Consider the following 14,846-nt stretch of genomic DNA (forward strand, 5'->3'; position numbering starts at 1 on the left):
AAAAGCAAGTTCAATATACCGATATCATTGATTTATTTCAAGTGCAAAATGTTTCAAAACTGTATATTCAATGCAACTTTTTCACGGATTCAGGGATATTCTTAATCCTCTTTTTTTAATCCAGTTGTTTATATAGACATTAAATTCCCGAAATGGGTATCTAAATTTATTCTTTATTTTAATTTTTAAATTAAAAAAATGTAATTTTTTGAGAAATCGTGTTGTATATTTTTTTCTATTTTTAATATTGTGTATGTGAAATGCAGTTATAGTTAAAATATGTTGTAATTGTGAATTTCTGTCAAATATAACATTTGTCATATTCGATTTGTTAAAATTGGAGAATGACATGTTAGCTTCTCGTAAATCAGTCTCAGTCATGTTTGTATTTGTGAAATTGCATTCTGAAATATTGCTTTGAAAGAAAACACAACGACAGGCATCGGCGTTACAAAATGTACTGTTAGGAAGATTAGATTTAGTAAATTTTGAATCTGCGATTTTTGCACTATTAAAGTTTGCTCCATTTAAAACAGCTTGTCGAAAACAACTGTCTGTGATGTCAGCAAATTGAAAACTTATATTTGCCAAATCTGATCCCGTAAATTTATTTGCACCTCCTTTGGCATTTTTGAATTGAGCGCGAGTCAAAATTGAATCAAGAAAATGTGCGTTTCTAATTAATGAATTATGGAATTTTGCTTTTGAAAAATCGCAGCTCTTAAATATAGAATTGCGAACATCTGCTCCTTCAAGAATTGTATTTGTAAATGTTGAATACTCTACAAGAGTTTCAGGGAAGTTTGTCATTTTCATTATAGCTGTATCAAACACTGTTCTTAACAATATAGATTGTTCAAAATTTGCAGATGAAAGGTTAGCTTTTTTAAAAACAGTGTACTCTAGATTTGCTCTTTCGAAATTTGCATTGGTTAGTTTAGAATTAGATAAATCAGCATTAGTTAATTCAGAGTTTGTGAAGTCACAATTTTCAAGATGAGCTCCAAAGAAAATAGTACATTTTAGATTTGATTCTGTAATAGTTGAGTCATTAAGTATAGAGTTTGAAAAATCAGCAGAAGTAAAATTTCCAAAGTCAAGGTTGGCGCCATTAAGGTTAACTTGGTGGAAATCAATATGTTGAAGCTGTTGTCCGCTTAAATCCTCTTCGCTCAGGTCCGGCAGTAATTCAGGATGTCTGGAACGCCATTCGTTCCATTTGGTGACGCCTTTTAACAGAATTTGTATATGCTCTTTGTTTGCCATGGGGTGTATATATTTATTTATAAATCTGCGATCAATCTTTTTTAGACAGTAGCACCAATGAGGAGCACAGGACTCTCTACTTCAGGCGTTGCGAGAGTTGTGTGCGTCAATTTCTGCAAATTCTTCCACAGCATAACGGGTATGCTCAAGCATCTGGCGACCGAGAATGGGCCACCCAGAGCTCGTCGGAGGTCGCCAGATGCGTTTTCCATTAAGCAACCAGTTCCATCAAAGCCTTCTTTTTCATATCTGTCAGCAGGTTTAGGGAAGAAACTGGGGTCAGATCTTGGAAGAAACTGGGGTCAGATCTTGAATCTTGAATTTTTCCTAAACTCTCATCTCACCATTTCCAGAATAGCCAAAGACATATCTGATCTGCATCGTGTCTGTTCAGGGTGGTGCTTGACAGCCCTTCGACGTCTTGGGCGGTGGGGTCACGTTCTCACTGATTTTTTTTAGCGAGTGAGACCGCGCTGCGAGCACGGTGGACCATCACGCAATTTTATACCGTGCAAATCGATAAGAATGTCATATGTGTTTATTATAACATATTGAAAATATTGATTGAAGTGCTATGTAGTCATCAGCTCTGCACCCGCTACCCACTTTGTGAAGAGGGAGTGAAGGGTGCAGGAACATGAAACCATGGAGGTTTTGATGGCTACGTTTTCACGGCGAGGGTTCATGAAAATCACCGGGGCGGGCGTCGCAGCCATGTCCCTCGGGCAACTGGGGTTCGATCTGAAGCCCGCCTACGCGTATGCGAAGGCCCTGAAGATCGAGGGAGCCAAGGAGGTCATCTCGACCTGTGCCTTTTGCTCCTGCGGATGTGAGATCATCATGCATGTCAAGGACGGGAAGCTCGTCAGTTCCGAGGGCAATCCCGATTATCCCGTCAGCGAAGGCGCATTGTGCGCCAAGGGAGCGGCGTATTACGCCATGCACGTCAGCGACCACCGCGTTCTCAAACCCAGGTATCGCGCCCCGGGTGCCGACAAATGGGAAGAGAAGGATTGGGACTGGGTCCTGGATCGCATCGCACACAAGATCAAGGATACCCGCGACAAGGATTTCGTTTTCAAGAACGACAAGGGACAGGTCGTCAACCGCTGGGAATCCTACTTTCAGCTCGGCACTTCCCAGATGGACAACGAAGAGTGCGCGCTGGCGCACCAGATGTGTCGCGCCCTGGGCGGCGTACACATGGACCATCAGGCCCGGGTCTGACACAGCCCCACTGTAGCGGCTCTGGGAGAGTCGTTTGGACGCGGTGCTATGACCCAGCATTGGATTGATATCAAGAACGCCAATGCCATTCTGATCATGGGCAGCAATGCTGCCGAACATCACCCTATTTCCTTCAAATGGGTGCTTAAAGCCAAGGACAAGGGCGCCAAGGTGATCCATGTGGATCCCAAGTTCTCGCGTACCTCGGCACGAAGCAGCTTCCATGTTCCGCTCCGCAGCGGAACCGACATCGCCTTCCTGGGCGGTATGGTGAAGTATATCCTGGAGAATGACCTCATTCAGAAGGAATACGTTGCCGAGTACACCAACGCTTCCTTCCTTCTCGGCGACGATTACAAGTTTGAGGACGGCATGTTCTCCGGCTTTGACCCGGCCACAGGTACGTACGACCGCAAGAAGTGGGCCTTCGCCAAGGACGAAAAGGGCATCTCCAAGCGCGACAAGACCCTCAAGGATCCTCGTTGCGTATTCCAGCAGCTGAAAAAACACTATGAACGTTACAACCTCGATACGGTCTCTTCCGTGACGGGTGTGTCCAAAGCCAACCTGCTCGCGGTGTACGAGGCCTATACGGCCACGGGCAAGCCCGACAAGGCCGGCACTATCATGTACGCCCTTGGCTGGACTCAGCACTCCGTCGGCTGCCAGAATATCCGGCTCGGTGCCATGATCCAGCTGCTCCTGGGCAACATCGGCGTGGCCGGCGGCGGCGTCAACGCCCTGCGCGGCGAGCCCAACGTTCAGGGCTCCACGGACCATGCCATCCTGTGGCACATCCTGCCCGGCTACCACGCCGTGCCGACGACCACTTGGCCCAAGCTCGAAGACTACCTCAAAGCCACGACTCCCAAGACCAACGATCCCAAGAGTGTGAACTGGTGGGGCAACCGTCCCAAGTATGTCGTCAGCTTGCTCAAGGGCTGGTTCGGCGACAACGCCACTGCCGAAAACGAGTTCGGATACCAGCTGCTGCCCAAGTGCGATGCAGGCGTGGACTATTCGACCATGTTCATGTTCGATCGCATGTACCAGGGCAAGATGAAAGGTGGCATGATCTTTGGCCACAACCCGTGCATAAGCATGCCCAACACGCACAAAATCCGTGCGGCCATGCAGACGCTCGACTGGCTCGTGATGGGCGAGGTCCACGACACCGAAACCTCGTCTTTTTGGCGTCAGCCCGGTCTCGATCCGAAGAAGATCAAGACCGAGGTCTTCATGCTGCCCTCCTGTCAGCGCGGCGAGAAGGACGGCACGACCTCCAATTCCGGTCGTTGGCATCAGTGGCACCACAAAGGCTACGAGCCCCTGGGCGAGAGCAAGTCCATGGGTTGGATGCTGGTGGAGATCTTCAAACGCGTGCAGGCACTCTACGCCAAGGACAAAGGCACCTTCGCCGAAGGCGTTCTGAGCCATTGGTGGCCCGAGAAGTACGATGCCGAGCAGATGTCTGCGCTGATTAACGGCGTTTTCACCCGCGACACGACCATCAAGGACAAGACCTACAAGAAAGGCGATCATGTGCCCGGTTTCGCGGCCCTGCAGGCCGACGGCTCCACCACCAGCCTTAACTGGCTGTATTGCGGTGCCTACCCCGAGGCAGGCAAGAACCTGACCAAGCGTCGCGAACTGACCCAGACGCCCATGCAGGCCAAGCTGGGCCTGTTCCCGAACTATACCTGGGCGTGGCCCATGAATCGCCGTCTCCTGTACAACCGCGCCTCCGTGGATCCGCAGGGCAAGCCTTTCAACCCCGAGCTGCCGGTCATCCTGTGGGAAGGCGGCAAGTGGGTGGGCGATGTTCCGGACGGTGGAGCACCGCCCATGGCCGAAGAGAAGGGCACCTATCCCTTCATCATGCAGGCTGAAGGGCATGGTCAGATCTTCGGACCTGGCCGCGTGGATGGCCCCTTCCCGGAACACTACGAACCTGCGGAAACTCCGCTGGCCAAGAACCCCTTCTCCCAGCAGATGAACAACCCCTGTATGAAGGTGGCAAAGGCTGATGTGGATCTGCTGGCGAAGAACGCTGATCCAAAGTATCCTATCGTGCTGACCACCTACAGCCTGACCGAGCACTGGTGCGGTGGCGGCGACACCCGCAACACTCCGTATCTGCTCGAGGCTGAACCGCAGCAGTATGTGGAGATGAGCCACGAACTGGCCGCCGAAAAAGGCATCAAGAACGGCGACGTGGTCGTGGTCGAGAGCATCCGCGGCAAGGTCCAGGCCATCGCCATGGTCACGGTGCGCATTGTGCCGTTCCAGGTGGAGGGCAAGACCGTGCATCTGGTAGGCATGCCCTTCTGCTTTGGCTGGACAACACCCGGTTGCGGCGACGCCACCAACCGTCTTACTCCTTCCGTGGGCGACCCGAACACCACGATCCCGGAATACAAGGCGTGTCTGGTGAATGTGATCAAGGCCGACAAGGTCTCGGAACTGGCCATCTAAGCAGGGAGGAACGTCATGACGAAGAGCATCTTCATCGATACCACCCGCTGCACGGCTTGCCGTGGCTGTCAGGTGGCGTGCAAACAGTGGCACGATCACGAGGCCGTGCCCACAAAGCAGACCGGCACGCATCAGAATCCGCCGGATCTGAACCCCAACAACTTCAAACTGGTCCGTTTCTCGGAGCACAGGATCGAAGGCCGCGTGGAGTGGCTCTTCTTTCCGGAGCAGTGCCGCCATTGCCAGCAGCCCGGCTGCAAGGCCGCGGCCGATGCGTATGTGGACGGCGCCATCATCATCGACGAAGCCACGGGCATCGTCATCTGCACCGAAAAGACCAAGGAACTGACCAAGGAGCAGTGCGACGAGATTATCGAAGCCTGCCCCTACAATGTCCCGCGCCGCAACGATGCGACCGGCATGCTGACCAAGTGCGACATGTGCATCGATCGCGTGCAGGCCGGGCTTGTTCCCATGTGCGTCAAATCCTGCTGTACCGGAACCATGAACTTCGGCGACCGCGCCGATATGCTCAAGCTGGCCGAGGAAAGACTGGCCAGGGTCAAGAAGGAATATCCCAAGGCGGAACTGCTGGACATGGAAGACCTCTCGGTCATCTATCTGGTCAGCCAGCCGCGTGAGATGTACCACCTGTACGCCCGACGCGAAGTGAAGCCCCTGAACCGGGCCGACTTCCTCGCGGGTTTGACAAGACCCGTGCGCAACATCCTGGGCTGATACATTCATTAACATGGCCCGCCGGGAATTCCCGGCGGGCCCCTTCACAAGGAGCAGACATGCCGTCCACGGAAATTCGACCAAGGCAAACCCTTCTGAACGAAATGGCCGGCAGGCACGTTGCGTTTCGTGAAATAATCGAGCGATTCGGAATGCTGCTGGACCGTCAGGCGGAGGCGCGGGAGGAATTGCACGTCGTGAATCCTGCGAAATGCGCATACGAAGAGGAGCGTTTTCTGGGAGGAGAGCCCTTGGTGGCTTTCGTGAATCCCGAGGAGTTCGGTCCTGCCCTGCGACAGTCGGCTTCGAAGCTGTGGCCGTTTCTCGGTCTGGTTTTTCCCCCGCTTCACGAGGCTCTCGGCACCATTGGAAAACGTCTCGACGAGGACGGGGACTGGCTGAACCTTTGTCTGCGTGCGATTGTCCATGGCGACGAGGAAGCCTTGACGCAGGCTGCCGCCCTGGCCCACGTGAGCCCCGATTTTCTGTTCATGGCCTTGCAGACGGCGTATGGGCCGTGCATCACAGCGCACAAGGAGGCTCTTTTATCCCTGGCGCCCGCCGAGCTCTGGCGCAAGCCTCATTGTCCGGTCTGTGGTTCCGCTCCGGATCTGGCCACGCTCGAATGTCATTCGGGCCAAACTGATTTTCTGATATCAAAAGGCGGGGAACTGTGGCATCACTGCTCCGCATGCAGTCATCATTGGCGTTTCGTTCGGCTGGAGTGTCCGGGCTGCGGCAATCAGGACCACAAGACCCTGGTACGCTTCTCCCTGCCGGACTCACCCCGCGAGCACATCTACGCCTGCGAGAAATGTCGGCATTACCTGCCGTGTCTGGACTTGATGGAAAGTTCCGACAAGGTGGATCTGGATCTGACTGCCCTTGGGCTTGTGCATCTGGACGCCGTCGCGCAGAGCAAGGGGTATGCGCCCCTGTCCCCGGCCCCCTGGACCGCCCTGGGTCTGGCAACGCCCGAGGCCAAGGCATCCTGACTCTTCATACTCTTCACCCTCCTCCTTAGGTGATGGGCCGTCAATGGACTGGGCGAGTCCGTTGGCGGCCGCTTTCATTTCAACCCGCAAGCTCATCCCGCCTCATTTGCGGGGCACGAACATGCACAGCATCTGGGCCAGGATGGGAACGAGATCCTGGTCGCGGGAGTTGTAGCGGAGTTCGCATTCCTTCAGATAGAGCGGGAAATGCGAGGCCGGCACGCCGCGCATGTGGCGCAGGCGCAGCTTGGCGAAAGTCCAGAACGGGGACGCCTCGACAGGCAGGCGCTTGTCCGCGTGCCTGATGTACTTGGCGGGCCAAAGGCCGGGTCCGCAGGAGACGAGGGACAGATACTGCTTGTAGGGCGCGGTGTAGACCACCTGCCCGACGCTTGCCGTCTTGAGGTAGAAGTTGAGTTTGAAGTGCAGCAGATTTTCGGCGCTGAGGGAGGGCATGAGGTCGCAGATGGCCACGCCGCCCAGTTCGATGATGCCGAAGACCGGGGCATCGACAATGGCCGCCGTCGGCATGGGATTGCCCGGGCCGGGCCACACGCCCGCCTCGTAGAGCCTTTCGGCGTCCAGCGCCTGGGCCACTATGGCCCGGCGTACGGTATCGGCAGCTTTCAGGATGGTCGCGTAATTCACGTCCATCTCCGTTGAGATGCAGACCGGAGCTATGTCCAGTGCGAAAAGCTTCAGGAACCAGAGCCATTGCCTTGAGGTGAAGGCGCAGCGATTCAGGAATCGGCGGCTGAAATCATGAAAGGTGTAGCCGCAGCGGCCGCATCTGCGTCTGCCGTCGGCGAGGCGATAGAGTTTGCGGTTTTTGCAGCTCGGACAATATCTTTGATGGTTTTTCCAGCAAAAATCCAAAAGGAATTTTCGTGCGGACTTCTCCGTGAAAGTCAAGCTATTGAAGCTGATGATGTCTATTTTTGCCATGCCCTGCCGTGCCGGATCGTCAATGTGTTCAGGTAGAGTGGGTGCGTTATCGGCGGTTTTGTCACAAACAATCATGCCTAACAAGACATAATGACGAGCGAGTTTCATGCGGTTGGGTCAAAAAGACGCAGTGATTTGTCTTGGCGAAAAAAAATCAATAAATTTAGACGAATGTCGAATTAAAGGGCTGGGCCAAAGCGATAGGTTGTGCAGCACGGGGGCGTTGCGGCGGCATGGTTCCATGATATGTTCCTGCGCGACATGACACGAAATTTCATAATTGGAGCGCCCATGAACATGCCCGACGGATCTTCAGCCCTGAGTTATGCCAGCCCCGTCATTGGTCCGTACACCGTAGACGAATTCATAGAAGCGGCGGGACGCTTTCACGGATATGCCGCGCCCGGCCTGATACTGGGCGGGTTCATGGTCCATGAGGCGAAAAGCCATATCGCCGAGGGAATCCTCTTCGACGCCATCTCCGAAACCGCCTGGTGTCTGCCGGACGCCGTGCAGATGCTGACCCCTTGCACTGTGGGCAACGGCTGGCTGCGAATTTTCCATCTTGGCCTCTACGCCGTCTCTCTTTTTGACAAGTTCACCGGCAAGGGCGTGCGCGTGGCCGTGGAGACGGACCTGCTTACGCCCTATCCGACCATCCGCGAGTGGCTTTTCAAGCTCAAGCCCAAAAAGGAGCAGGACAGCAAGCGTCTGCGCGAGGAGATCCGCATGGCGGGGGCATCCATCTGTTCCGTGAAGGAGATCGCGCTGCGGCCGGAATTCATGGGAGGGCGCGGCAAGGGGGCCATCGCGGCCTGTCCGTCCTGTGGTCAGGCCTATCCGGCCCGGGATGGCTCGGTCTGCCGGTCCTGCCGGGGCGAGTCCCCCTACATGGGCTGGATCGGAGGCTATGATCTGCGCGAACTGGGCTTCGACGGGCCAAGGCTCCGGGTGGTCGCGGCCGAAGAGGCGGTGGGCGAGAAGACCCTGCACGACATGACCTGCATCGATCCGGGCGTGAGCAAGGACGCCGCCTTCACGCGCGGGCAGGTGCTCGATGTAGGTGACGTCTGCCGTCTGCAGCGTATGGGCCGGTTCGAGGTCTATGTGGAGGATGAGGAGCTGGAGGAATCGCGCTGGGTTCATGAGGACGATGCGGCGAGACTGCTGGCCGCGGCCGTGGCCGGAGACGGGGTGGATTGTTCGGGAGAGCCCCGCGAAGGCAAGATCACCATGGTCGCCCGGCACGGAGGACTCGTGACCATAAACGAGGAGGCGCTCGAAGAGCTGAACGCCATCCCCGGCGTCATGTGCGCCACACGTCACGCCTTCAGCGTGGTCGAGAAGGGACAGCAGATCGCGGCCACTCGCGCCATTCCACTCTATCTTGGCCGGGATACGCTCGGCGAGGCGCTGCGCACCCTGGGCGGCGGTCCCGCCGTCAGCGTGCGTCCCTTCGGCAAACGCCAGGTCGGCATCCTGGTCACGGGCACGGAAGTGTTCAAGGGCCTGGTCGAGGATCGTTTCATTCCCATCATCACCGCCAAGGTCGAGGCCTACGGATGTCCCGTGGTGGCCACGGACATCGTGCCTGACGAGCGTAAGCTCATTTGCCGGGGCGTACAGGACATGCTCGATCGCGGCGTCGAGCTGATCGTGACCACGGCCGGTTTGTCGGTGGATCCCGGAGACGTGACCCGGCAGGGGCTTGTCGATGCCGGTCTGGAAAACCTGCGCTACGGCACGCCCATCCTGCCGGGGGCCATGACGCTGCTGGGCTCGATCGAGGGCGTGGAGCTGATCGGCGTTCCGGCCTGCGCCCTGTATTTCAAAACCACGAGCCTTGATCTGTTGTTGCCGAGGGTGCTGGCCGGAATGTCTCCGTCACGCCGCGAACTGGCCAGGCTTGGCCACGGCGGACTGTGCATGCAGTGCAAACGCTGCACCTATCCCAAATGTCCGTTTGGAAAGTGAGGAATGCCATGAAGACACCAACCGTTCGGATGCATCTGTGGCTGGAATCGGGGGAGAACGTCTATTTCGGCATGGGACGGCTCATGCTTCTCGACAGAATCGAGGAGCATGGCTCCCTGCGCAAGGCCGCCGAATCCCTGGGCATGTCCTACCGGGCGGCCTGGGGAAAACTTCGGGCCACGGAGGACGCGCTGGGCGAGGTGCTTGTCGAGACGATCGGCACCAAGCGCGGTGGATACCGCCTGACCCCGGCCGGTCGGCGCTACCGGGACAAGTTCAGCGCCTGGTTCGAAGCAGTGGAGAGGACGGCCGTGGCCGAGGCCCGGGTCATTTTTGCCCAAGGCGTGCAAAGCTTTTCCGAAAAGAAGATCAGGCCGCACGCGTCCGGGCATATTGAAGTTCCGGCGAATCATCGAAACAGGCATTGAGCCTGTTTCGATGATTCGCCTGGCCCACTCTCAATGCTGGTGGCCGCTGCACACCTGCAATTCTTCAAGTTCGTGATGATTTTCGTTGCATTCGTCCGTCCCCTCAGGGTTGCGGATCAGCTTTAGTTCCCGCCTCTCCATGGCCATGAGGGCCTCTTCCGCGGACAGGCCCGACCCGAAAAATCGGGTCACGTGGTCGTCCGCCAGAATCTTGAAAACATCCTCTTCGAGCTTGCCGGTGATCAACGCTTCACAGCGGTGTTTCAGGATCATTTCGGCCAAGGCGATCTCCGAGTTTTTCCCGGACTTGTCATGCGGAATGCTTGTGCATTCCATCGTCTCTACATTCACGATCAGCAGAAACGGAGTTTTCGAGAATTCTTCGAAAACCGGACTGGCCAGGGATGCTCCTGCGGCGCTTACTGCAATATTCATGAGTTCTCCTTTGATGTTTTGATGGCAGAGCCAAGCATTTATTGTGCCTTTTTCGACATATGTCGAGATGGAATCGCTTGGGAACCGAGAGTCTTGCCTGAGAGGGCGGTTCGGGATTCCAGGCTGAAGTTTTTCATGTCAGGTGTATCATTTTGTCTCATTTTTCCTTTTTTGGGTGGTTCCATTTGGGACAATTCGGCCAAGTGCGAACACGAATCAACTTCAAAGAGTGACTGAGCTTTTACGTTGAAAAGTTATATTTTCAATTAATTCGACAGTTTATTATATTTTAGGGTAATAATTTAAGCACGTTGGCCTTGTTTTTGCCTTTATGCGTCGATATGCCACTTGTGACATAGTGATTTAGTTCGGCTTGACAGCCTCCAACATTTCGATGTGGCGAGGTCTTTTCAGAAAGAATGTTTTGCATATGATAATAGGTGGTTAAGGTTGCTCAGGCCTTAAAATATGTCAAAAATGACATGTTTTAATATTAAAATGCCAATCAAGATATATTTTGGACATGCGATGAAATCCATCCCCGTTGAAGAAGCTGTCGGCACCGTTCTTTGTCATGACATCACGCGCATCGTTCCCGGCGAGGCCAAGGGACCCGCCTTTCGGCGCGGGCACATTGTCGGCCCGCATGACATTTCCACCTTGCTCGATATCGGCAAGGCCCATCTTTATGTTTTCGATCCCAGAGACGGATACGTCCACGAGGATGAATGCGCCCTGCGCCTGGCCCGGGCAGCGGCCGGACAGGGCATCTCCATCAGTTCGCCAAGCGAGGGCAAGTCGACGCTCACCGCCGCCCACGACGGTGTCCTGTCCATCGACGTGGAAGGACTTTTCCGCCTCAATTCCATCACCGACGTGACTTTTGGCACCATCCACACCGGCCAGTTCGTGAAGTCGGGCAGAGTGCTCGGCGGCACGCGGGTCATCCCGCTGGCCGTGCCGGAAGAGTTGCTGCAGGAGGCCGAGGGCGTCTGTCGCGAGCATGCCCCGCTCATCGAGGTCCGCCCCTTGAAGCCCGCGCGCGTCGGCGTGGTGACCACGGGCAGCGAGGTCTACACCGGCCGCATCAAGGACGGCTTCGGGCCGGTGCTCAGGAAGAAATTCGAAGGTCTTGGATCAACCGTTCTGGATCAGGTTTTCGTCTCGGATCAGGTCGAGATGACAGTCGAGGCCATCATGGGCCTCAAGGAGCGGGGCGCGGACTTCATCGCCGTCACCGGCGGCATGAGCGTCGATCCCGACGATCAGACCCCGGCGGCCATCAGGGCGACCGGTGCCCGGGTCGTTTCCTACGGCGCGCCCACCTATCCCGGCGCCATGTTCATGCTCGCCTATCTGGATGACGTGCCCGTGGTCGGACTGCCGGGATGCGTCATGTACTACAAAGCCAGTATTTTCGATCTGATCGTGCCCCGTCTGCTGACCGGGGAGCGTTTGGAGCGGAAGGATATTGTTGCGTTCGGTCACGGAGGCCTGTGCGAAAGCTGTCCCAGTTGCCACTACCCGGCCTGCGGCTTCGGCAAACTCTAGCGTCCCCACGCAGATTCTGTTCGAACATTCACATTGTTATTTGGAGGAACCGGAATGATTAAGAAGCAAATTGTGGTCAATGGCATCCCCAGGAACCTGGTGGTCGACGCGGAAGAAACCCTGGTCAACGTGATCAGGAAGAGCATCGGCCTGACCGGCACCAAGGTCGGCTGCAACGAAGGCCAGTGCGGGGCGTGCAGCGTCATCATGGACGGCAAGGTCGTGCGTTCCTGTGCGACCAAGATGAAACGCGTCAACGATGGCGCCGAGATCACCACCATCGAAGGCATCGGCACCCCGGCTAATCCGCACCCGCTGCAGCTCGCCTGGATGCTCCACGGCGCTGCCCAGTGCGGATTCTGTTCCCCGGGCTTCATCGTCTCGGCCAAGGGCCTGCTGGACACCAACCCCAGCCCGACCCGCGACGACGTCCGCGACTGGTTTCAGAAGCATCGCAATGCCTGCCGTTGCACCGGCTACAAGCCGCTGGTGGACGCCGTCATGGACGCGGCCAAGGTGCTGCGCGGCGAAAAGAGCGCGGCCGACCTCGAATTCAAGATGCCTGCCGACGGCAGTGTGTGGGGCACCCGCTACCCCCGTCCCTCGGCCTTGAGCAAGGTCACGGGAACCCTGGATTTCGGCGCTGATCTGGGCCTGAAGATGCCCGCCGGTACCCTGCAGTGCGCCATGGTGCAGGCCGAAGTGTCTCACGCCAAGATCCTGTCCATCGACACCACCGAAGCCGAGAAGATGCCCGGCGTGTTCAAGGTCGTCACCCACAAGGATGTGAAGGGCAAGAACCGCATCACCGGTCTGATCACCTTCCCCACCAACAAGGGCGACGGCTGGGATCGTCCGTTCCTGTGCGACGAGAAGATCTTCCAGTACGGTGACGCCATCGCCATCGTCTGCGCCGACACCGAAGAGCAGGCCAAGGCCGCTGCCAAGGCCGTCAAGGTCGAGATCGAGCAGCTGCCCGAATACATGAGCGCTCCGGCGGCCATGGCCGAGGACGCCATCGAGATCCATCCCGGCACGCCCAACGTCTACTACATCCAGAAGATCGCCAAGGGCGCCGAGACCGCTCCCATCTTCGACAAGGCCGACGTGGTCGTGGAAGGCAGCTACTACACCTCCCGCCAGCCCCATCTGCCCATCGAGCCGGACTGCGGCTTTGCGTACATTGATGACGAAGGAAAGCTGATCATTCACTCCAAGTCCATCGGCCTGCACCTGCATCTGTACATGATCGCTCCCGGTCTTGGTCTGGAACCCGATCAGCTGCACCTGGTTCAGAACCCGGCCGGCGGCACCTTCGGCTACAAGTTCAGCCCGACCCTGGAAGCCCTCGTCGGCGCCGCCGCCCTGGCCACCGGTCGTCCCGTGAATCTGGTATACGATTATCGTCAGCAGCAGGCCTACACCGGCAAGCGCTCCCCGTTCTGGACCAACGTGCGTCTGGCCTCCACCAAGGACGGCAAGCTTCTGGGCATGGAAACCGACTGGACCGTCGACCACGGCCCGTATTCCGAGTTCGGCGATCTGCTGACCCTGCGCGGAGCCCAGTACATCGGCGCCGGCTACGATATCGAGAACATTCGCGGTGAAGGCCGCACCGTCTGCACCAACCACTGCTGGGGCGCTGCGTTCCGTGGCTACGGCGCTCCCGAATCCGAGTTCCCGTCCGAGACCCTGATGGACGAACTGGCCGAAAAGCTGGGCATTGATCCTTTTGAACTGCGCTACAAGAACATCTACCGCAAGGGTTCCACCACCCCCACGGGTCAGGATCCTGAAGTGTACAGCCTGCCCGAAATGTTCGACATCATGCGGCCCAAGTACGAGGAAGCCAAGAAGCGCGCCGCCGCTGCCTCCACCGCCGAAGTCAAGCGCGGCGTGGGCATCGCCCTGGGCGTTTACGGCGCAGGCCTTGATGGCGCCGACTCCGCCGCCGCCGATGCCGAACTGATGGCCGACGGCACCGTCACCATCTACGACTGCTGGCAGGATCATGGCCAGGGCGCCGACATGGGCACCCTGGGCACGGCTCACGAAGCCTTGAAGCCGCTGGGCATCACGCCCGACAAGATCCGCCTGGTCATGAACGACACCCGCGTGGCTCCCAACACCGGCCCTGCGGGCGGCAGCCGCTCCCAGGTCATGGGCGGACAGGCCATCATCAACGCCTGCGAACAGCTGCTCAAGGCCATGAAGAAGCCTTCCGGCGGATTCCGCACCTACGATGAGATGGTCGCCGAAAAGCTGCCCACAAAGTATAACGGCAAATGGACCGCTCCCGCCAAGGATTGCGACGCCAACGGCCAGGGCAGCCCCTTCTGCTGTTACATGTACGGCCTGTTCCTGTCCGAGGTCGCTGTCGAAGTCGCCACCGGCAAGACTACGGTCGAAAAGATGGCCATTGTCGGCGATATCGGCAAGGTCAACAACTACTCCCTGGTCGACGGCCAGATCTACGGCGGCGTGGCCCAGGGCATCGGCCTGGCGCTGACCGAGGATTACGAGGACCTGAAGAAGCATGCCACCATGCGCGGCGCCGGTATCCCCTACATCAAGGACATCCCGGACTCCATGGACATCACCTATGTGGAGACCCCGCGTCCCGCCGGCCCCTTCGGCGCCTCCGGTGTCGGTGAAATGCCTCTGACCGCTCCTCACGCAGCGGTCCTGAACGCCGTGTACAACGCCTGCGGCGCTCGTATGCGCGAGATTCCCGCGCTGCCGGAGAAAATCCTGGCTGCAATGAAGAAATAATGACCTGGTCAACCTCCCTCCGGGCGCTTTTGTGCCCGGA

General features: G+C 56.9%; 10 protein-coding genes. 7 read left to right on the plus strand and 3 right to left on the minus strand.

Features of this window, described 5'->3' with window-relative positions; all coding sequences use genetic code 11:
- Positions 1–81 precede the first annotated feature (81 nt).
- On the minus strand, positions 82–1,266 hold the full coding sequence (locus H4684_RS16325; protein WP_192624568.1) for a pentapeptide repeat-containing protein: 1,185 nt from the start codon (positions 1,264–1,266) through the stop codon (positions 82–84).
- A gap of 657 nt (positions 1,267–1,923) precedes the next feature.
- Here H4684_RS16325 and fdnG point away from each other — a divergent pair.
- The 3 genes from fdnG to H4684_RS16340 are packed head-to-tail and all read left to right on the plus strand — an operon-like array spanning position 1,924 to position 6,701.
- The gene (gene fdnG, locus H4684_RS16330; protein WP_192624569.1) at positions 1,924–4,968 is read left to right on the plus strand and encodes a formate dehydrogenase-N subunit alpha; all 3,045 of its coding nucleotides are present in this window, start codon (positions 1,924–1,926) and stop codon (positions 4,966–4,968) included.
- A 15-nt stretch (positions 4,969–4,983) separates the two neighbouring features.
- Positions 4,984–5,706 (plus strand): 4Fe-4S dicluster domain-containing protein, encoded by a 723-nt coding sequence (locus H4684_RS16335; protein WP_192624570.1) that lies wholly within the window; start codon positions 4,984–4,986, stop codon positions 5,704–5,706.
- Positions 5,707–5,765: 59 nt separating this feature from the next.
- Positions 5,766–6,701, plus strand: a complete 936-nt coding sequence (locus H4684_RS16340) for a formate dehydrogenase accessory protein FdhE (RefSeq protein WP_192624571.1) — start codon at positions 5,766–5,768, stop codon at positions 6,699–6,701.
- A gap of 102 nt (positions 6,702–6,803) precedes the next feature.
- Here H4684_RS16340 and H4684_RS16345 read toward each other — a convergent pair whose 3' ends face one another.
- Complete coding sequence (locus H4684_RS16345; RefSeq protein ID WP_192624572.1) at positions 6,804–7,646, minus strand: transposase; 843 nt, start codon at positions 7,644–7,646, stop codon at positions 6,804–6,806.
- 297 nt (positions 7,647–7,943) lie between these two features.
- Between H4684_RS16345 and H4684_RS16350 the strand changes: the two genes are divergently transcribed.
- Together H4684_RS16350 and H4684_RS16355 are read left to right on the plus strand one after the other, a co-directional pair.
- On the plus strand, positions 7,944–9,620 hold the full coding sequence (locus tag H4684_RS16350) for an FmdE family protein (RefSeq protein WP_192624601.1): 1,677 nt from the start codon (positions 7,944–7,946) through the stop codon (positions 9,618–9,620).
- A gap of 8 nt (positions 9,621–9,628) precedes the next feature.
- Positions 9,629–10,048 carry a winged helix-turn-helix domain-containing protein gene (locus tag H4684_RS16355; protein ID WP_192624573.1) on the plus strand — a complete coding sequence of 140 codons (420 nt, stop codon included), beginning with the start codon at positions 9,629–9,631 and terminating at the stop codon, positions 10,046–10,048.
- Positions 10,049–10,078: 30 nt separating this feature from the next.
- On the opposite strand, the gene H4684_RS16360 is transcribed toward H4684_RS16355, so the two are convergent.
- The gene (locus H4684_RS16360; protein WP_192624574.1) at positions 10,079–10,483 is read right to left on the minus strand and encodes a NifB/NifX family molybdenum-iron cluster-binding protein; all 405 of its coding nucleotides are present in this window, start codon (positions 10,481–10,483) and stop codon (positions 10,079–10,081) included.
- Between the two features lie 528 nt (positions 10,484–11,011).
- Here H4684_RS16360 and H4684_RS16365 point away from each other — a divergent pair.
- A complete protein-coding gene (locus H4684_RS16365; RefSeq protein ID WP_192624575.1) occupies positions 11,012–12,034 on the plus strand; it encodes a molybdopterin-binding protein in 1,023 nt (340 codons plus the stop codon).
- A gap of 54 nt (positions 12,035–12,088) precedes the next feature.
- Entirely contained in the window at positions 12,089–14,806 is a 2,718-nt protein-coding gene (locus tag H4684_RS16370; RefSeq protein ID WP_192624576.1) for a molybdopterin-dependent aldehyde oxidoreductase, read from the plus strand.
- Positions 14,807–14,846 lie beyond the last annotated feature (40 nt).

Origin of the sequence: Desulfomicrobium macestii (assembly GCF_014873765.1) — a bacterium.
Lineage (GTDB): Bacteria > Desulfobacterota > Desulfovibrionia > Desulfovibrionales > Desulfomicrobiaceae > Desulfomicrobium > Desulfomicrobium macestii.